Below are 19,435 nucleotides of genomic sequence, written 5' to 3'. Positions count from 1 at the left end.
GCCGCGGCTTCGTCCGAGCGAGGGAACCGACGGTCGTCGATAGTCACCGTGGTCGAAGTGTTGACGCCCTCGTAGCACGTCAGTAACATCTGGTCAACGTCATGCAAAATCTCGACAAAGACGTGCCTGATTCTTTGCATGAGGTCGAAAAATCTGGCGGGCCGTCTAGGCGGCTATTTCTCCCCCGAACCCGCCGCCACCTCCCCACACCAGCCGACGCGCCCCCGCGCGCCCGGCCGATGACGCGCCGAGTCACGCCCCACGCCGCGGTCAGCCCGCCGCGGCGCCGTCCCCCAACGACAGGACAGTGATGAGACGAACGAATCTGTTCAGGATGGTGGCGGCGACAGCCGCGGCCACGGTGATCGCCACCGTCGGGTCGGCGGCCGTCGCGCACCCGGCTGGCGCCGCCCGCCCAGCCGACACGACAGCCGCGACGGGCACCGCCTTCGCCCCGGCGGCCACCAACCTCGCCCAGGGGCGACCGACCCAGGAGAGTGGCCACGCCGACGTCTACGACTCGTCCAGGGTCGTCGACGGCAACGCGGGCAGCTACTGGGAGAGCGTCAACAACTCGTTCCCCGAGTGGGTGCAGGTCGATCTGGGCTCGTCGCAGGCCGTCAACCAGGTCGTGCTGAAGCTGCCGACCTCCGGGTGGGCGACCCGTACGCAGACTCTGAGCGTGCAGGGCAGTGCCAACGGTTCGGCGTTCACCGACCTGGTCGCGTCGCAGACCTACACCTTCAACCCGGCGAGCGGCAGCACCGTCACGATCAACTTCAGCCAGACCGCCACCCGCTACGTGCGGATCACCATCACCGGCAACAGCGGCTGGCCGGCCGGGCAGCTGTCAGAGCTGGAGGTGTACGGCAGCGGCGGCGGCGGTTCGGACACGACCGCGCCGAGCGTCCCCGGGACGCTGTCGCACAGCACGTCGGGCAGCACGATCACCCTCAACTGGGGTGCCTCCACCGACTCCGGTGGCAGCGGTCTGGCCGGCTACAACGTCTACCGCGGCGGCAGCCTGATCGCGACGCTGGGCACCGTCCTCACGTACCAGGACACCCAGCCGTCGACGGCGACGGTGTCCTACTACGTGCGTGCCCGCGACGGCGCGGGCAACCTGTCCGGCAACAGCAACACCACCACCCGGACCGGCACGCAGCCTCCCGCCTGCACGAACGTGGCGCAGGGCAAGACCATGACCGCGAGTGGCTCCACCTTCACCTTCACCCCGGAGAAGGCGAACGACGGGCAGCTCGCGACGTACTGGGAGGGCGCGGCGAGCTACCCGCAGAACCTCACCGTGGCGCTGGGCGCCATCCACTCCATCTCGGCCGTCACCGTCAAGCTGAACCCGGACCCGGCCTGGGGCACCCGTACGCAGACCATCCAGGTCCTCGGCCGCGACCAGGCCTCGTCCACGTACACCAACCTGGTGTCGGCGGCGAGCTACCAGTTCGTCCAGGGCAACAACGTGGTGCGCATCCCGGTCACCGCGACCACCGCCGACGTGCAGCTGCGGTTCACGGCCAACAGCAGGGCACCCTCGGGTCAGGTGGCCGAGCTTGAGGTGTGCGGTACGCCGGCACCCAACCCCGACCTGGTCATCAGCTCGACCACCTGGTCGCCGGCGTCGCCGAGCGAGGCCACCGCGGTCACCCTCTCGGCCGTGGTCCAGAACGTGGGGTCGGCGGCGGCCGGAGCCACCACGGTCAACTTCAGCCTGGCCGGCGCGGTCGTCGGTAGCGCCGCGGTGGGCGCGCTCAGCGCCGGCGGCTCGACCACGGTCTCGTTCAACGCCGGCACCCGGCCGATGGGCAGCTACAGCGTCTCGGCGGTGGTCGACCCGACGAACACGATCGTCGAGCAGAACAACGGCAACAACAGCTACACCGCGCCCTCGCCGCTGGTGGTCGTGCAGGCTCCGGGGCCCGACCTGCAGGTCCTCAGCATCGCCTCCAACCCACCGAACCCGGCCGTGGGCGCGTCCGTCACGTTCACCGTGTCGGTACGCAACCGCGGCACCACCGCGACCGGCGCGACCACGGTCACCCGGCTGACGGTGGGCGGCACCACGCTCAACACCAACACCGCCTCGGTCGCCGCCGGCGCGACGGTCAACGTGGCTGTCGCCGGAAGCTGGACCGCCACCAGTGGCGGCGCCACCATCACCGCCACCGCCGACGCGACCAACACGGTCGCCGAGACCAACGAGACCAACAACGCGTTCACCCAGTCGATCGTGGTCGGGCGCGGGGCGGCGGTCCCGTACGTCTCCTACGAGGCCGAGTCCGCCCAGTACCAGGGCACGCTGCTGGAGGCCGACCCGCTGCGCACCTTCGGGCACACCAACTTCGCGACCGAGTCCTCCGGCCGCAAGTCGGTACGGCTGAACAGCACGGGCCAGTTCGTCCAGTTCACCTCGACCAACCCCGCCAACGCGATCGTGGTGCGCAACTCGATCCCGGACGCGCCCGGTGGTGGCGGCATCGAGGCGACGATCAGCCTCTACATCAACGACGTCTTCTCCCGGAAGCTGACGCTCTCGTCGCGGCACAGCTGGCTCTACGGCAACACCGACGGGCCGGAGGCGCTGACCAACACACCGCAGGCCGACGCGCGGCGCCTGTTCGACGAGTCGAACGCCCTGCTGTCGCAGTCCTACCCGGCGGGCACCCGGTTCAAGTTGCAACGCGATTCCGGCGACTCGGCCTCGTTCTACATCATCGACATGATCGACCTGGAGCAGGTGGCGCCACCGGCGGACCAACCGGCCGGCTGCACCTCCATCACGTCGTACGGCGCGGTCCCGAACGACGGGCTCGACGACACCGCCGCCATCCAGCGGGCGGTGACCGACGACCAGAACGGGGTCATCGGCTGCGTCTGGATCCCGGCCGGGCAGTGGCGGCAGGAGCAGAAGATCCTGACCGACGACCCGCTGAACCGGGGTACGCACAACCAGGTCGGCATCAGCAACGTCACGATCCGGGGCGCCGGCATGTGGCACTCGCAGCTCTACACGCTGACCGAGCCGCAGAACGCGGGCGGCATCAACCACCCGCACGAGGGCAACTTCGGGTTCGACATCGACAAGAACACCCAGATCTCCGACATCGCCATCTTCGGCTCCGGCCGGATCCGTGGTGGTGACGGCAACGCCGAGGGTGGCGTGGGTCTGAACGGCCGGTTCGGGACGGGCACCAGGATCAGCAACGTCTGGATCGAGCACGCCAACGTGGGTGTCTGGGTGGGTCGCGACTACGACAACATCCCCGACCTCTGGGGGCCGGCCGACGGGCTGCAGTTCAGCGGCATGCGGATCCGCAACACCTACGCCGACGGCATCAACTTCAGCAACGGCACCCGAAACTCGCGGGTGTTCAACTCGTCCTTCCGCACCACCGGCGACGACGCACTGGCGGTCTGGGCCAACCCGTACGTCAAGGACCGGAACGTGGACATCGCCCACGACAACCACTTCGTCAACAACACCATCCAGTTGCCCTGGCGGGCGAACGGCATCGCCATCTACGGCGGCTACGACAACTCGATCGAGAACAACCTGATCTACGACACCATGAACTACCCGGGCATCATGCTGGCGACCGACCACGACCCGCTGCCCTTCTCCGGGACGACGCTGATCGCCAACAACGGGCTCTACCGGGCCGGTGGCGTCTTCTGGAACGAGGACCAGGAGTTCGGCGCCATCACCCTCTTCCCCGCCACGAGAGACATCACGGGGGTCACGATCCGGGACACCGACATCTACGACTCCACGTACGACGGCATCCAGTTCAAGAACGGCGGCGGCAACATGCCGAACGTCGCGATCACCAACGTGCGGATCGACAAGTCCAACAACGGCGCCGGCATCCTCGCGATGAGCGGTGCCCGCGGCAACGCCAACCTGACCAACGTGACCATCACCAACTCGGCCGACGGCAACATCGTCATCCAGCCGGGCTCACAGTTCGTCATCAACGGCGGCTAGTCCCGACCGGGGGCCGTTCCGGCGGCCCCCGGTCGTTCCGCCGGCTCCTTGATCAACACGGTTTCGGCGATGTCGGGGTGTCCGGGTGTCTGGGATACCCCGACTTCCGTGATCCAGAGTCGATCATCGCTCACGTGTGTGTTGCAGCAAGCGGTCGGACATCAGACACCGGCCGCCCGTCGGCGTCGGTGAGGCTAGACGGGTCACGACCGCCGCGCGTGGTTACTGACCAGCGTCAACAGGGCGGGGCCGGGGTCCGTGCGTGCGCCCCACCCCTCAACGGCGTGCAGAACCGCCACCGAACCCGTGCCATCGTGGACATCGAATCGGCGCCGGACCGGCTCGGGTTGGAACGGGCAGCGACAGGTCGGAGGTAAGCATGGATGACGAAACCGGTTCCACCTCAGGCCGGCTGCGTGCCGTGCTGCGTTGGCTTGGGGCGGCCGCCGCACTCGCAGGCATCGTGGGCGTGGTGTTCCAGGTGATCGAGTGGGTCGGTTCCCGTGACACGCCGTCGGCAGAGGCCAGCGTCGAGGCCAGCCCGACCTCGGCGGCTCCGCCCACCGCCAGGGCCAATGGCGATGAGCAGTTCGTGCAGGTTGGGCAGTGTGTGCACAACGTCGGTGACGCAGCCAGCGTGGTGTACGAGATCACCCCGTGCGGTTCCGGGACGTGGCGGGTCCTGGCCCGCATCGAGCAGGCCGTCGCCAACGAGGCGCAGGCCGACGCGCTGTGCGAGGCCCAGGCACCCGGCTTCGCCGACTACCACTACTCGAACTGGGCGAAGCGCTCCGGCTACCTCGACGTCGTCTTCTGCGTCAGCCCTGCCTGATCGCCGCCGGAACACCCGTAGGTGGGCGGCGAGGCTGAGGCTCCCAGCGGGCGTACAGCGGCGGTGGGGAAGAATGGCCCCGTGACTTCCCCCCGCGACCTCGTCCTGCTCGGGTCCACCGGCTCGATCGGCACACAGGCCATCGACATCGTCCGGCGCAACCCGGACCGGTTCCGGGTGGTCGCCCTGGGCGCGGGCGGTGGCAACGTCCAGTTGCTCGCCGCACAGGCTCTCGAACTGGGCGTCGACGCGGTCGGGGTGGCCAAGGCCTCCGCCGCGCAGGACCTCCAGCTGGCGTTCTACGCCGAGGCGAGCCGGCGCGGCTGGGCCACCGGCGACTTCAGGCTTCCCAAGATCGTGGCCGGCCCGGACGCGATGACCGAGCTGGCCCAGTGGCCGTGCGACATCGTGCTCAACGGGGTGGTCGGCTCGCTCGGGCTCGCGCCTACGCTGGCCGCGCTGCGCGGTGGTCGTACTCTCGCCCTGGCCAACAAGGAGTCGCTCGTGGCCGGCGGCCCGCTGGTCAAGGCCGCGGTGACGCGGCCGGGGCAGATCGTCCCGGTCGACTCGGAGCACTCGGCGTTGGCCCAGTGCCTGCGCTCCGGGTCGCGCGGTGAGGTACGCCGGCTGATCGTCACCGCCAGCGGCGGCCCGTTCCGGGGTCGGCGGCGCGACGAGTTGACCGAGGTCACACCCGATCAGGCGCTCGCCCACCCGACCTGGAACATGGGGCCGGTCGTCACGATCAACTCGGCCACGATGGTCAACAAGGCACTCGAGGTGATCGAGGCGCACGAACTGTTCGACGTGCCCTACGCCGACATCACGGTGATGGTGCACCCGCAGTCGGTGATCCACTCCATGGTCGAGTTCACCGACGGCTCGACCATCGCGCAGGCCAGCCCACCGGACATGCGGCTTCCGATCGCGCTGGGCATCGGCTGGCCGGACCGGGTCCCGGGGGCCGCCACGGCGGTCGACTGGACCGCCTCGCACACCTGGGAGTTCGCGCCGCTGGACGACGCCGCGTTCCCGGCCGTCGCGCTGGCCAAGGCCGCCGGGGAGGCCGGCCGGTGCCGCCCGGCGATCTACAACGCGGCGAACGAGGAGTGCGTGGAGGCGTTCGTGGCCGGTCGGCTGCCGTTCCTGGGCATCGTCGACACGCTCGAACGGGTGTTGGACGAGGCTCCGGACTTCACCGAACCAGGTACCGTCGAGGACGTGCTCGCGGCGGAGTCGTGGGCGCGCGCTCACGCGCAGGAGATCATCGCGGGTTCGGTGGAAGGAGCTTGATGGCAAACCTGCTCGGGGTGGCGCTCTTCGCCCTGGCCATCCTCGTCTCGGTCAGCCTGCACGAGGCCGGTCACATGCTGACCGCCAAGGCGTTCGGGATGAAGGTCACCAAGTACTTCGTCGGTTTCGGCCCCACCCTCTGGTCGTTCAGGCGGGGTGAGACGGAGTACGGCGTCAAGGGCATTCCGCTCGGCGGCTTCTGCAAGATCGTCGGGATGACCGCGCAGGACGACGACGTCGACCCGGCCGACGAGCCGCGGGCGATGTGGCGCTACCCGGTCTGGAAGCGGACGATCGTCATGTCCGCGGGCTCGATCACCCACTTCGCGCTGGCACTGATCGCGATCTGGATCGCCGCCGTCTCGCTGGGCCTGCCCAACCGCGACTTCCCCACCACCGAGGCGCAGATCCGCCAGGAACCGGCGGTCATCGCGCTGTCCGACTGCGTGGTCCCGGAGAACGCCCCCCGGGCCTGCGCCCCCGGCGACGTCGCCAGCCCCGCCGCCCAGGCCCAACTGCGCGACGGCGACCGGATCACCTCGATCAACGGCACGCCGATCAACAACTACGGCGAACTGCTGGTCGCCCTGCGTGGGCTGAAGCCCGGCGACCCCGCCCAGATCGACTACGTGCGCGACGGGCAGCCGGCGAAGACCAGCACCGTGCTCGCGCAGACCCAGCGCCCGCCGCTCGACGACCCGAAGGGCACCGTCGCCCCGGTCGCCGCACTCGGCGTCGGCCTCGTACCCACCACGCCGACCCGGGTGACGTACGGGCCGGTCGCGGCGTTCGGCGCCACCGGCGACTTCACCCGCGAGTTGGCCGTCGGCACCGTCCAGGCGTTGCAGCGGCTGCCGCAGAAGGTCCCCGCCCTGTGGACCGCCATCACCGGCGGCGAACGTGACGTGGACACCCCGATCAGCGTGGTCGGCGCCAGCCGGCTCGGCGGCGAGGCGTTCGCCAACAAGGCCTGGCTGCTGTTCGTGACGCTGTTCATCTCGTTGAACTTCTTCATCGGCGTGTTCAACCTGCTGCCGCTGCTCCCGCTGGACGGCGGCCACATCGCGATCGCCTGGTTCGAACGGGCCAGGTCCTGGCTGTACGCGAAGATCGGCCGTGCCGACCCCGGACGGGTCGACTACCTCAAGCTGATGCCCTTCACGTACGTGGTGATCCTGATCGGTGGCGTGTTCACGCTGCTGACCATCACCGCGGACGTCGTCAACCCGATCACGCTCTTCCCAAGGTGAGTGCTGAAGTGACCGCTGTCCGTCTCGGTATGCCCGCCGTACCGCCCCCGTCGCTCGCTCCCCGCCGGGCCAGCCGCCAGATCATGGTCGGCTCGGTGCCGGTCGGCGGCGGCGCGCCGGTGTCCGTGCAGTCGATGACCACCACCCTCACCTCCGACGTCAACGCCACCCTCCAGCAGATCGCCGAGCTGACCGCGTCGGGTTGCCAGATCGTCCGGGTGGCCGTGCCGTCCCAGGACGACGTCGAGGCGCTGCCGGCGATCGCCAAGAAGTCGCAGATCCCGGTGATCGCCGACATCCACTTCCAGCCCAGGTACGTCTTCGCCGCGATCGACGCGGGCTGCGCGGCGGTCCGGGTCAACCCGGGCAACATCCGCCAGTTCGACGACAAGGTCAAGGAGATCGCCGCGGCGGCCTCCGCCGCCGGCACGCCGATCCGGATCGGCGTCAACGCCGGCTCGCTGGACAAGCGGCTGCTCGCCAAGTACGGCAAGGCCACCGCCGAGGCGCTGGTCGAGTCGGCGCTCTGGGAGTGCTCGCTGTTCGAGGAGCACGGCTTCCGGGACATCAAGATCTCGGTCAAGCACAACGACCCGGTGGTGATGATCCGGGCGTACCGGCAGCTGGCCGAGCAGTGCGACTACCCGCTGCACCTGGGCGTCACCGAGGCCGGCCCGGCCTTCCAGGGCACGATCAAGTCGGCGGTCGCCTTCGGCGCCCTGCTCGCCGAGGGGATCGGTGACACCATCCGGGTGTCGCTGTCCGCCCCGCCGGTCGAGGAGATCAAGGTCGGCAACCAGATCCTGGAGTCGCTGGGGCTGCGCGAGCGCGGCCTGGAGATCGTCTCCTGCCCGTCCTGCGGCCGGGCCCAGGTGGACGTCTACAAGCTCGCCGAGGAGGTCACCGCCGGCCTGGAAGGGCTGCCGGTGCCGCTGCGGGTGGCCGTCATGGGCTGCGTCGTCAACGGCCCGGGCGAGGCTCGCGAGGCCGACCTCGGCGTCGCCTCCGGCAACGGCAAGGGCCAGATCTTCGTCAAGGGCAAGGTCGTCAAGACGGTGCCCGAGGCGCAGATCGTGGAGACGCTGATCGAGGAGGCGCTGCGGATCGCCGACGAGATGGGCGCCGAGCTTCCCGAGGAGCTGCGCGGGCTGGTCACCGGCCCGACCGTCACCGTGCACTGATCCGTTCGTCGGCGCGCCGGCGACCTGTTCACACAGAGCGGCCGTTCCCTCCGGGGAACGGCCGCTCTGTGTGTGTGGCGGGTGCCGGATCCGCCCGTGCGGGGCGGGTGGCACTGCTCTTGTGTCACTCCGATTCGGCGAGGATGGCGTACAGCTTGCGCCGGGTCTCGTCGAGCACCTGGGCGGCCCGCTCCCGCTGGTCGTCGGTGCCGTTCATCATCACCTGGCGCAGTGCGTTCATCGCCTGGGCGCCGGAGTCGCGGATGTCGTGCCAACTGCTCACCGTGCCCTGGGCGACGTCCGCCCACGGTGGCGTCTGCGCGGCCTGGGTGGCCTCGGCCTGACCGGCCTCGGTGACCGTGAAACGCTTCCGCCCGCCGCTGGACTCCTCCGTGCTGGCGACGATCACACCCTCGTCCTCCAGCAGTTGGAGGGTGGGGTAGATCGAGCCCGGGCTCGGACGCCAGGCACCGCCGGTGCGGGAGTCGATCTCCTGGATCATCTCGTAGCCGTGCATCGGCCGTTCGGTGAGCAGGGCCAGCACGGCGCCCCGGACGTTGGGGCGTCGGCCCCGGCCCCGACCGCGACCACGGCCGCCCCAGGGACCGCCGTGCTCGTGTCCGTGTCCGTGCGGACCGGGCGGGATCGGCGGGAAGCCGAAGCCCCGCATCCTCGCCTCGTGCAGGTGGTGCTGCTGTCGATGGAACCTCATGGGTTCTCCCTCTCTGCGTACTGTCGCTGATGCATCAACGATATATCGGCAATGCATCGCCGACAAGGCCAGTTAAATAAACCGTACGTACGTCTTGCTAGGCTGTCCGGCATGCGCCTGCTTCCCCCGCCCGGTCCCGCCCGGGTCCTCACCCTCGGCACCCTGGTCAAGACCGTCGGTCGGGGCCTGTGGCTGGTGTCCAGCGCGCTCTTCCTCACCCGATCGGTCGGCCTGTCGGCGACCCAGGTGGGCGTCGGGCTGACCATCTCGGCGCTGGTCGGCGTCCTGGCCAGCGCGCCGAGCGGATACCTGGCCGACCGCCTCGGCCCGCGCGGCGCACAGGTCGGCGGGCTGATCGCCGCCGGCACCCTGACCGCGGGCCTGATCGCGGTCCGGTCGTTCCCCGCCTTCCTGGTGGTGGGCGCCGCCACGGCGCTCGCCGACGCGGTCGAGCGCGGTGCCCGGGGCGCGCTGATCGCCGGCGCGATCCCGGCCGACCAGCGGGTGCACACCCGCGCCTACCTGCGGGCCACCACCAACGTCGGGATCTCCGTCGGCGCAGTCCTCGGCGGCTTCGCCATCGCCGCCGACACCCGCGCCGGGTATGTGGCGCTGATCCTCACCGCGGCGGTGGCGTCGCTGGCCGCCGCGGCGGTCTTCGTCCGCCTGCCCACCGTCGCGCCGGTCGCCGCCCCGACGCACGGCCCCCGGCTCATCGCCCTGCGGGACCGCCCGTTCCTCGCCTTCACACTGCTCGACGGGCTGATGTCCATGCACTTCAGCCTGCTCACCATCGCCCTGCCGCTGTGGATCGCCGGGCACACCGCAGCACCCGCCTGGATGATCTCCGCGTTGACGCTGGTCAACACCGTGCTGGTGGTGCTCCTTCAGGTACGCGCCGCGCGCAGCGCCGTCACCCTGCCGGGAGCCGCCCGCGCCGCCCGCCGGGCGGGGGTGGCCATCGCGCTGGCCTGCGTACTCTTCGCCGCGAGCGGCGCGCTCCCCACCGCCGGCGCCGTCGGCCTGCTCGGCTGCGGGGCGTTGGTGCACGTGATCGGGGAACTGTGGCACTCCGCCGCCGGGTGGGGGATCTCCTTCGGGCTGGCGCCGCCCGACGCGCAGGGGCAGTACCAGGGGGCGTACGGCATGGGTTACGAGCTGGGCAAGATGCTCGCACCGGTGGTGGTGACCACCCTCGCGCTCGGCTGGGGTGTGCCCGGCTGGCTGGTGCTCGGCGGGCTGTTCCTCCTGCTCGGTGCCCTGGTGCCCCCGGTCGTCCGGTGGGCCGGCCGGACCAGGTCGACCAGCCCCGCGGACGAGCCGGTGACCGTCTGAAACCGGCCTCGCCACTCGGCCGGCGGGGTGGGGGTGGGATCTGGCAGGCTGGACACGTGCTGACGGTGCCGGTACGGCAACTGGGGGAATCGGAGCGCCGCGCGGTCGAGCGACTGCTCGACCTCGACCCGTTCGCGGGCGCGCAGGTCGCCGAACGCATCGCCGCGCGCGGGCTCTCTTGGTGGCGGGCCGAGGGCAGGATCCTGGGGTACGGCGCACGGCGCAACCTGGAATCGCTCTGCTGGCTCGGCGGCAACCTCACACCGGTGCTCGCCACCGACGCCGCGGTGGCCGCCTTCGCCGACCTGCTCGCGGGCGAGGAGCGGCTCTGCTCCTCCATCGTCGGCCGCGCTGACGCCGTCCTCGGGCTGTGGGACCGTCTCTCCGACACCTGGGGTCCGGCCCGGGACGTCCGCCCCAACCAGCCGCTGCTGGCCACCGACGCGCTACCGGCCGTACCGGTCGACCCGGAGGTACGCCAGGTCCGCTCCGGTGAGGTCGACCGACTCTTTCCAGCGTCGGTGGCCATGTACACCGAGGAGGTCGGCGTCTCCCCACTCGCCGAGGACGCCGGGCGCAGTTACCGCCGGCGGGTCAACGACCTGGTGCGCGCCGGCCGGGCGTACGCCCGCTTCGTCGATGGCAAGGTCGTGTTCAAGGCCGAGTTGGCCGTGGTGACCAAGCGGACCGCGCAGGTCCAGGGCGTCTGGGTGGCGCCGGAGTGGCGAGGCCGCGGGATCGCCACCGCCGCGATGGCGACCGTGGTGCGCGACGCGCTGCTGCGGGTCGCCCCGACGGTCAGCCTGTACGTCAACGACTTCAACCTGCCGGCTCGCCGGGTCTACGAGCGCTGCGGTTTCCAGCCGGTCGGCACCCTCGCCACGGTCCTCTTCTGACCGCCCGCCGGCGGTCCTTCGGATATGCCGCTGGCCGGCACCCCGGGTGGGGTGCCGGCCAGCGGTCGATGTCGTGCGGTGGTGCGGTGGGGTCAGCTGTTCCAGTGCTTGGCGACCAGGTCGGTGGCCTGCTGCTCCCACTGGGCGTAGGCGTCGGGGTAGGCCGAGACCTGCACGGTCTGCGCGGCGTCGGTCAGGGCCATGTCCTGCCACCCGTCGACCTGCTTCAAACCCTTGAGGAACGCGGTGGTGGAGTACTCGGGGTTGGTGATCTGCTCCGGGGTGCCCCAACCGGAGGTCGGGCGCTGCTGGAACAGGCCCAGCGAGTCATGGTCGTTGGCGTCGCCGAGGTGGCCCAGGTTCTCCAGCTTCGACTCCTGCAGGCTCGTGGCGATCGAGATGACCGCGGCCCGCTCAGGCAGACCGGCCTTCTTCGTCGCGGCGATGATCGCCTTCACGTTGCCGGTCTGCTCGTCGTTGAGGTCGATGTGCGACTGCGCGCCCTGCGCCTTGGCCGTCTGCACCGCGACCGCGACCGGCTTGCCCTCGGCGGGGGTGGCGGCGTGCGCGGCGATCGGACCGGCGAACACACCACCGGCGAACGCGAGACCAGCAACAGACAGCATGCTCTTACGAATGATCGTGTTCATGAGGGGGTCAGCTCCTTCAGGGGGGTAGACACCCACACGCCCCGAGGGGGACGGCGCAAGGGTGCGAGCACCTCGTCCGGCGCTTTCAACTGCATGGGGGAAAGTCATCGGTCGGCGGCCTACGGGCGGGGGGCTCGTGGCGCCGGGTCTGTGTGTAACGACCGCCGGGCCGCGGGCATTCCGGGGTTGGCCCATCCATCGGCACCCCGGTGAGCGGGGGCTCCGTTCCAGCGGCCCCGGGTGAGGGGTGCTGGTGCGGTCGGTCAGGTGTCTGCAACGACCGGCTACCTGCGGGCATTCCAATCCGGGCCTGGCTGCCATCCCAACCCTGCGGGGGCGGGGTGCCGGGCCGGTGGTGCTGCGATCGTCAGGGTGTGTAACGACCCCCGGCCCGCCACGATTCCACCCCACGAGTGCACCCGGTCACAGCCCAGAGTCACCCGATACCGGACATTCGACGCGGAGATTGCCGGCTGTCGCGGGCTCAGCTCGATCGGCTGGGGTTGATCGACTCGGTATCACCGATATCGGGCCATCCGGCCGCCCGGGACACCGGGACATCCCCGAAATCGCCGACATTCTCGAAATCGCCGGCACCACCGACATCGCTGACATCGAGACGATCACCGCGAACGAGGATGAAGCGAACCCTTGGGCGAGGTGGTCAACGAGCGGTATACCTCAGAGGCATATTTATGCCTCACAGGTATATCGCTCACAACACCGACCGCCCCCGAGAAGGGCGCACCCGGCCGCGTCCACCCACAGGGACCAAACGGGAGCAGCGAGCGATCCGGGCTCCGCCGCACCCTGGCGCGGGAATCGGGGCGAACGGCGATCAATGGCGATCTGCCGGCCGAGCGGGATGCGCCCGTCGCCCTTTTTAGGCGCTGTTCGGCGTGGGGCGGGTGGTTGCCGTGGACTGGCTGGTCCGTCAACCCGACCGGCCGTCGTGGGCGTGCGGGCGGCGCTGCCCGAGCATCGCGGGTCAGGTGCCCAGACCTGATCGGAAGCCCTGCTCAGAGCGGGTAAATCGGTTGAGTGGACAGGGTCGTAACAGGCACGCTGAGTTCTCCGCCACCCACGTCCGGAGGACACCGATGCGCCTGCTCCGTGATCTGTGGGGCACCTCGCCACGTCGCCTGACGATCGTGGCCGTCCTGATCGTGCTCGGCGCCGCCGGTCAGGCCGGCGCGTCGGCGCTCGCCGGAGCGGTGCTGGTGCATCGCTCGGCCGGCTTCTTCACGGTACTGGCGGCGGCGCTGGTCGCCGTGGTGCTCACCGATCTGGCGGTCAGCCTGCTGATGGCCGGTCTGAGCGCCGACTGGTCCGCCGACGTGCGGCGGCGGCTCTGCCGGGTCGCGCTCGGGCAGGACCTGCCCACCCTGGAGACCACCCCGGTGGGCGAGCTGCTCGACCGCATCGACGGGGACGTCTACCAGGTGGCGTCGGCGGTCCGCAACCAGGGCACCCGGCTCGCCCAGGGACTCTGCGTCGGCCTGCTGTCGATGGTCGTCGCGCTGGCCGTGTGGTGGCCGGCAGGGATCGCGATGCTCCTGCTCACGGTGGCGCTCGCCGTCGGCCTGCGCCGGCCCACGGCGCGGATCGGTCCGGCCCGGATGGCGGAGGAGGAGGCCTGGTCGGACCTGGCCGCGGTGATGGAGGAGGCGGTGCACGGCCAGGACGACGTCCGCACCAGTCTGGCCCGGCCGTACGTGCTGCGGCTGTACGCCCGACGGGCCGCCGCCGTGCTGTCCCGGGGCCGCCTGGTCTGGGTGTTGTCCGCCCGGGTGGCCACGGCCGCCACCGCGACGATCCGGGGCGGCATCGGGGTGGTGGTGCTCGGCGGGGCCTGGGCGTTGGCCACCGACCGGATCGACGCCGCCCGCCTTACCGCGATCTGGCTGCTCGCCCTCGCCTTCGGAGCCACCGCGGAGCACGTCAGCCGCATGGTGCCGGAGCTCCAGGAGGCTCTCGGCGCGTGGGCGCGGGTGCAGCTGCTCCAGAAGGCCCGGCAGGAGCCCCTCGGCGGGGCCAGCCCGACCGACGGTGACCTGCGCATCCGCGACCTGACGTTCGGGTACCAGGTGAGCGGGCCGGAGAGTGGCCGGGGGACCGCGTTGCGCGGGGTCAGCCTCACCTTCGCGCGTGGCCGCTCGTACGCGCTGATCGGGCGGACCGGCTCGGGCAAGTCGACACTGGCGAAGGTGCTCACCAGGGCCGTCGACGTGCCGCCGGGAACGGTCTTCCTCGGCGGCACCGACCTGTGCGACCTCGACGTCGAGCAGCTGCGCCGCTGGGTGGCGCTGGTGCCGCAGCGCACCGAGATCCTGGCCGGCACGCTCGCCGAGAACGTCGCGCTCTTCGACCCGGACCTGCTCGACGCCGCGGCCCGAGCGCTGGACGAGCTGGGCCTCGCCGGCTGGATCGCCGAACTGCCGGACGGGCTGGCGACCCGGCTGGGGGAGGGCGGGCACGTGCTCTCCGCCGGTCAGGAGCAGCTGGTGGCGTTCGCCCGGATCCTGGTCCGCGACCCGCACGTGGTGATCCTCGACGAGGCCACCGCGCGGCTGGACCCGGTCACCGAGGCACGGGTGCAGCGGGCCACTGAACGGCTGCTGCGCGACCGGATCGGCATCGTCATCGCGCACCGGCTCTCCTCCGTGCGCCGCTGCGACGAGGTGGTGGTGCTGGCCGACGGCGCGGTGGTCGAGGCCGGCCCGCTGGAAACGTCGACGCGCTTCGCCGAGCTGCTCGCGACCAGCCACGCCGCCGCGTACGCCGCGGTGGTGCCGGCCGGTCGCACCGGCGCCGGCACCGACCTGCTGGTCGGCCCCGGCCCGGCCGGCGCCTGGCCGAGCGGCCCGACGATCGAACCGATCGAGCCGGCCACGCGGGTCGAGCCGGTCGAGCCGAAACGCGCCGACCCGCCGCCACTGCCGCCCGTCCCGCCGGCCCGGACCCTGCGGGAGATCGTCCGACTCTGCACCAACGACCCCCGGTACGGGCTGGCCGCGATCGGGCTGTTCCTCGGGCTCTCCCTGCTCGGGCTGGACGGCCCGGTGCTGCCCTGGCTCTGGGCCGACCTGGTCGACGGGACCGGCAACCCGTACCTGCCGGCACTGGGGATCGTGGCCGGGCTGCTGGTCACCCTGCCGCTGCCGTTCTACACCCACGTCTGGTTCCCGCAGTGGTGGGTACGGCAGATGTTGCGGATCGGCCTGCGCCTCGTGCACGGCCAGACCGGGCCGCGCCGGGTCAGCTCGCACACCCCGGCGGAGGTGGTGGCGCAGGGCGGTGACACCGAGCGGGTGGTCCAGCTCGCCGACAACGTGCTGGACCAGGCCGTCGCGCTGATCCTCGTGGTCGCCATGACGGCGGTGACCGGCAGCGTCGTACCGGCGCTGTTCTTCCTCGGCACGATGGTCGTCTCCGGGTTGGCCGCGACGCTGTTCGGGCCGAAGCTCGAGCGCGCGGCCCGGGCCACCGTGGCGGCGCGGGCCGCCTTCGCCACCGCGTTGGTCTCCGCGCTCTCCGCGGCGCGGACGGTGAAGCTCGCCGGTGCGACCGCGGCGGTGCTGCGCCACCTGGCCGATCTCGACGTGCTGCGCAGTGACCGGCAGCGGCGGGAGATCTCGGTGCAGGTGTGGTCGCGTTCCACGCCGTCGGTGGCCAGTGGCCTGCTGCCGATCGGCGCGTGGGCGCTCTACCTGACCGGTGGGCTCTCCGCCGGAGCGGTGCTGGTGGCCGTCTCCACCCTCGGCGCGGCCCGCTGGTTCGCCTGGACCACCGCGTCGTTGATCTCCCAGCTGCCCTCCGCGCGGGTCTGGACCCGGCGCACGGTGGCGATGACCGGGGTGGGCGCGTACTCAGCCGGGGTGTCCGCCGTCGACCTGGCCGCCGGAACGGCGCCCGCGCCGACGCCGCCGCCACGGCACCCGCTGCGCCGGCTGGAGCTGCGCGGTTTCGGGGTGGTGCACACCGACGGTACGGCCGCCGTGCGGGACGTCGACCTGACCGTGCAGCGCGGGCAGCTGGTTCTGGTCGTCGGGCCGGTCGGCTCGGGCAAGTCCTCGCTGCTGCGGGCGTTGGCCGGGATCGTGCACCACACCGGCGAGCTGTCCTGGAACGGCGACCCGGTCACCGAGCCGGAGCTGTTCCTGCGCCCCAACCAGGTCGGCTACGTCGGCCAGCTACCCCGGGTGCTCTCCGGCACGGTGGCCGACAACATCGCGCTCGGCCACCAGGTGGACGCGGCCGGGGCGGTCAGCACCGCCCAGCTCGACCACGACCTCGCCGCCGCGGGTGGCGGGCTGGGTCTGCTCATCGGGCACAAGGGCACCCGGCTCTCCGGTGGCCAGTTGCAGCGGCTGGCGCTGGCCCGAGCGCTGGCGCCGCGTACCGAGCTGCTGGTCGCCGACGACGTGTCGTCGGCACTGGACGTCACCACCGAGCTGGCGCTGTGGCAGGCGCTGCGCGCGCACGGGGTGACCGTGGTCGGCTCGACCGCCAAGCGCGCCGCGCTGGTCCGCGCCGACCACGTGGTGGTGCTGCTCGGCGGCACGGTGGCCGCCCAGGGTTCCTGGCGGGACCTGGAGGGCGACTGGTCGCACCTGGCCGGCTGACGGCGGGCGGCTGCCCGGCACGGCAGCCGCCCGGCCGGCGGGGGATCAGGCGGCGCGGGCGTACTGGGCGGGCCCGGTGTACGCCACGCCGAGCTTCGCGGCGGCCCGGCGCGGCCAGTACGGGTCGCGCAGCAACTCCCGGCCGAGCAGCACCAGGTCGGCCTCGCCGCCGGCGACGATCTGCTCGGCGTGCTCCGGCTCGACGATCAGACCGACCGCGCCGGTCGGCACGCCGGCCTCGCGGCGGATCCGGGCGGCCAGCGGCACCTGGTAGCCGGGACCGAGGGGGATGCGCTGGTCCACGCTCACACCGGCGGAGGAGGTGTCGACCAGGTCCACGCCGACACCTGCCAGCTCGCCGGCGAGCACCACGCTGTCCTCGATCGTCCAGCCACCCTCGACCCAGTCGGTGGCGGAGATCCGGGTGAGGACCGGGACGTTCTCGCCGACCGCGGCGCGCACCGCGCGGGCCACCTCCAGGGTGAGCCGCATCCGGGCGGCCCGGCCACCGCCGTAGGAGTCGGTGCGGTGGTTGGTCAGCGGCGAGAGGAACTCGTGCAGCAGGTAGCCGTGCGCGGCGTGGATCTCCACGGCCGCGAAGCCGGCTGCCAGGGCGCGTTCGGCGGCGGTGGCGAACGCCTCGACCACGCCCGCGATCCCGGCCACGTCGAGGGCGGTCGGCACCCGGTAGTCGGCGACGAACGGCTCGGACCCGGGGCCGACCGGCGTCCAGCCGCCCTCGGTGTCCGGCACGCCGCCGCGGCTCGGGGCCCACGGCCGGTGCGTGGAGGCTTTGAAGCCGGCGTGCGCGAGCTGGACCGCGGGCACCGCGCCGTGATCGGTGACGAACGCGGTCACCGGCCGCCAGGCGTCCACGTGCGCGCCGGACCACAGCCCGGTGTCCTGCGGGCTGATCCGGCCCTCCGGCAGTACGGCGGTCGCCTCGGTCAGCACGAGCCCGACCCCGCCGACCGCCCGGCTGCCGAGGTGGATGAGGTGCCAGTCGGTGGGCAGACCGTCCGGGCCGGCGGTGTACTGGCACATCGGCGCCATGGCGATCCGGTTGGGCAGGGTTACCGCGCGCAGGGCCAGTGGGGTGAACAGGGAGCTCATCTCGTCATCCTCTCGGAAACGACGACGGGCCCCCGGGGAGGGGCCCGTCGTCGTCGATGCGAACCGGTCAGGCGGGGACGGGGGTGAGCTCGTCCCGCCGGTCGGGCCGGCTGTCCGCGACCGGCTCCGGATCGGTCAGGTCCCGCCGACCGGCGGATTCGTACGCGGCCCGGTCGAGGGTGCCCTCGCGGGCGGCGACCACGGTCGGCACCAGCGCCTGCCCGGCCACGTTGGTGGCGGTGCGGACCATGTCCAGGATCGGGTCGATGGCCAGCAGCAGGCCGGCGCCGGCCAACGGCAGGCCCAGCGTGCTCAGGGTGAGGGTGAGCATCACGATCGCGCCGGTCAGGCCGGCGGTGGCCGCCGAGCCGACCACCGAGACGAAGGCGATCAGCAGGTAGTCGGTGATGCCGAGGTGCACGCCGAACACCTGCGCCACGAAGATCGCGGCCAGTGCCGGGTAGATCGCGGCGCAGCCGTCCATCTTCGTGGTGGCGCCGAAGGGCACCGCGAACGAGGCGTACTCGCGGGGCACGCCGAGCCGTTCGACGGAGCGCTGGGTCACCGGCATGGTGCCCACCGAGGAGCGGGACACGAAGGCCAGCTCGATCGCCGGCCACGCGCCGGCGAAGAAGCGCAGCGGGTTGAGCCGGCCGGCGAAGATCAGCACCAGTGGGTAGACCACGAACAGCACGATGGCGCAGCCGACGTAGACGGCGGTGGTGAACTTCGCGAGGGGGGCCAGCAGGTCCCAGCCGTACGAGGCGACGGCGTTGCCGATCAGGCCGAGGGTGCCGATCGGGGCGAGCCGGATGACCCACCAGAGCGCCTTCTGGACGATCTCCAGCAGCGAGCGGTTCAGCGCCACGAACGGCTCGGCGGCGTCGCCCACCAGCAGCGCCGCGGCCCCGACCACGAGGGCGAGGAAGACGATCTGGAGCACGTTGCCCTCGACGAACGCCCCGACCGGGTTGGTGGGCACGATGCCGGTGAGGAAGTCCGTCCACGAGCCGGTGTTCTTCGGCGGCGCCGCGCCGCCCAGGTCGAGGGTGACGCCCCTGCCCGGGTTGGTCACCAGGCCGAGGCCGATGCCGATGGCGACCGAGATCAGTGCGGTGATGCCGAACCACATCAGGGTCTTCAGCGCGAGCCGGGCGGCGTTGGCGACGCCGCGCAGGCTGACCACGCTGACCACGATGGCGGTGAAGACCAGGGGCGGCACGGCCAGCTTGAGCAGCTGGATGAAGAGGCTGCCGACGGTGTGCAGGGTGCTGGTCAGCCAGCTCAGGTCGTTGGTGCGGGCCAGGAAGCCGAGCGCCACGCCGAGCACGAGGCCGAGCAGGATCTGCACGGAGAAGGGAATTTTGCGCAGGCCGAAGGGCATGAGGATTGATCCAATTGTCTGGGCTGAACGGGGTAGGCGTGGGAGCGCAGCTACGCCGGACAGCTGCCGCTGGCCTGCAGTCGAAGATCGACGTACAGGCGAACGGTGAGGTCCCAGAGATTGGTCATCGCCAGCCGACGATACGCCGGTGAGTGGCCATCGCA

12 protein-coding genes are annotated in these 19,435 nt (G+C 71.4%); 8 read left to right on the top strand and 4 right to left on the bottom strand.

The features are described from left to right. Positions 1-310 precede the first annotated feature (310 nt). The 5 genes from ACFYPS_RS17630 (at position 311) to ispG (ending at position 8,556) form a co-directional block, all read left to right on the top strand. The gene (locus ACFYPS_RS17630; protein WP_387325494.1) at positions 311-4,000 is read left to right on the top strand and encodes a CARDB domain-containing protein; all 3,690 of its coding nucleotides are present in this window, start codon (positions 311-313) and stop codon (positions 3,998-4,000) included. A 379-nt stretch (positions 4,001-4,379) separates the two neighbouring features. Then, complete coding sequence (locus ACFYPS_RS17625) at positions 4,380-4,832, top strand: hypothetical protein (RefSeq protein WP_387325491.1); 453 nt, start codon at positions 4,380-4,382, stop codon at positions 4,830-4,832. A gap of 81 nt (positions 4,833-4,913) precedes the next feature. Beyond that, positions 4,914-6,125 carry a 1-deoxy-D-xylulose-5-phosphate reductoisomerase gene (gene dxr, locus ACFYPS_RS17620; protein ID WP_354963274.1) on the top strand — a complete coding sequence of 404 codons (1,212 nt, stop codon included), beginning with the start codon at positions 4,914-4,916 and terminating at the stop codon, positions 6,123-6,125. Then, complete coding sequence (locus ACFYPS_RS17615; RefSeq protein WP_354963273.1) at positions 6,125-7,375, top strand: site-2 protease family protein; 1,251 nt, start codon at positions 6,125-6,127, stop codon at positions 7,373-7,375. Before dxr ends, ACFYPS_RS17615 begins: the two co-directional genes overlap by 1 nt. Before the next feature lie 8 nt (positions 7,376-7,383). Beyond that, entirely contained in the window at positions 7,384-8,556 is a 1,173-nt protein-coding gene (ispG, locus tag ACFYPS_RS17610; protein WP_354963272.1) for a flavodoxin-dependent (E)-4-hydroxy-3-methylbut-2-enyl-diphosphate synthase, read from the top strand. A 124-nt stretch (positions 8,557-8,680) separates the two neighbouring features. Here ispG and ACFYPS_RS17605 read toward each other — a convergent pair whose 3' ends face one another. Then, on the bottom strand, positions 8,681-9,268 hold the full coding sequence (locus tag ACFYPS_RS17605) for a PadR family transcriptional regulator (protein ID WP_354963271.1): 588 nt from the start codon (positions 9,266-9,268) through the stop codon (positions 8,681-8,683). Between the two features lie 111 nt (positions 9,269-9,379). Here ACFYPS_RS17605 and ACFYPS_RS17600 point away from each other — a divergent pair, with 111 nt between their 5' ends. Both ACFYPS_RS17600 and ACFYPS_RS17595 read left to right on the top strand, forming a co-directional pair. Beyond that, entirely contained in the window at positions 9,380-10,603 is a 1,224-nt protein-coding gene (locus ACFYPS_RS17600) for an MFS transporter (protein WP_354963270.1), read from the top strand. Between the two features lie 56 nt (positions 10,604-10,659). Then, positions 10,660-11,499: a GNAT family N-acetyltransferase gene (locus ACFYPS_RS17595; RefSeq protein ID WP_354963269.1), complete on the top strand. Its 840-nt coding sequence runs from the start codon at positions 10,660-10,662 to the stop codon at positions 11,497-11,499. Between the two features lie 92 nt (positions 11,500-11,591). On the opposite strand, the gene ACFYPS_RS17590 is transcribed toward ACFYPS_RS17595, so the two are convergent. Further along, positions 11,592-12,149, bottom strand: a complete 558-nt coding sequence (locus ACFYPS_RS17590) for a hypothetical protein (RefSeq protein ID WP_387325485.1) — start codon at positions 12,147-12,149, stop codon at positions 11,592-11,594. A 1,100-nt stretch (positions 12,150-13,249) separates the two neighbouring features. On the opposite strand from ACFYPS_RS17590, the gene ACFYPS_RS17585 reads away from it, so the two are divergent. Beyond that, a complete protein-coding gene (locus ACFYPS_RS17585) occupies positions 13,250-16,774 on the top strand; it encodes an ABC transporter ATP-binding protein/permease (RefSeq protein ID WP_354963267.1) in 3,525 nt (1,174 codons plus the stop codon). 45 nt (positions 16,775-16,819) lie between these two features. Here the strand turns inward: ACFYPS_RS17585 and ACFYPS_RS17580 are convergent, their stop codons facing one another. Together ACFYPS_RS17580 and ACFYPS_RS17575 are read right to left on the bottom strand one after the other, a co-directional pair. Beyond that, complete coding sequence (locus ACFYPS_RS17580) at positions 16,820-17,887, bottom strand: NADH:flavin oxidoreductase/NADH oxidase (RefSeq protein ID WP_387325482.1); 1,068 nt, start codon at positions 17,885-17,887, stop codon at positions 16,820-16,822. Positions 17,888-17,954: 67 nt separating this feature from the next. Then, a complete protein-coding gene (locus tag ACFYPS_RS17575) occupies positions 17,955-19,259 on the bottom strand; it encodes a dicarboxylate/amino acid:cation symporter (protein ID WP_354963321.1) in 1,305 nt (434 codons plus the stop codon). Positions 19,260-19,435 lie beyond the last annotated feature (176 nt).

It is taken from the genome of Micromonospora sp. NPDC005087, assembly GCF_042872965.1.
GTDB lineage: Bacteria > Actinomycetota > Actinomycetes > Mycobacteriales > Micromonosporaceae > Micromonospora.
The sequence above is the reverse complement of the archived record's forward strand: the minus strand, read 5'-3'. Positions and strand labels throughout refer to the sequence as shown.

Coding starts and splice junctions, on each gene's coding strand:
- ACFYPS_RS17625 (WP_387325491.1), top strand. CDS start 4,380: ATGGATGACGAAACCGGTTCCACCTCAGGCCGGCTGCGTGCCGTGCTG.
- ACFYPS_RS17580 (WP_387325482.1), bottom strand. CDS start 17,887: ATGAGCTCCCTGTTCACCCCACTGGCCCTGCGCGCGGTAACCCTGCCC.
- ACFYPS_RS17630 (WP_387325494.1), top strand. CDS start 311: ATGAGACGAACGAATCTGTTCAGGATGGTGGCGGCGACAGCCGCGGCC.
- ACFYPS_RS17615 (WP_354963273.1), top strand. CDS start 6,125: ATGGCAAACCTGCTCGGGGTGGCGCTCTTCGCCCTGGCCATCCTCGTC.
- ACFYPS_RS17590 (WP_387325485.1), bottom strand. CDS start 12,149: ATGAACACGATCATTCGTAAGAGCATGCTGTCTGTTGCTGGTCTCGCG.
- ACFYPS_RS17605 (WP_354963271.1), bottom strand. CDS start 9,268: ATGAGGTTCCATCGACAGCAGCACCACCTGCACGAGGCGAGGATGCGG.
- ACFYPS_RS17600 (WP_354963270.1), top strand. CDS start 9,380: ATGCGCCTGCTTCCCCCGCCCGGTCCCGCCCGGGTCCTCACCCTCGGC.
- ACFYPS_RS17585 (WP_354963267.1), top strand. CDS start 13,250: ATGCGCCTGCTCCGTGATCTGTGGGGCACCTCGCCACGTCGCCTGACG.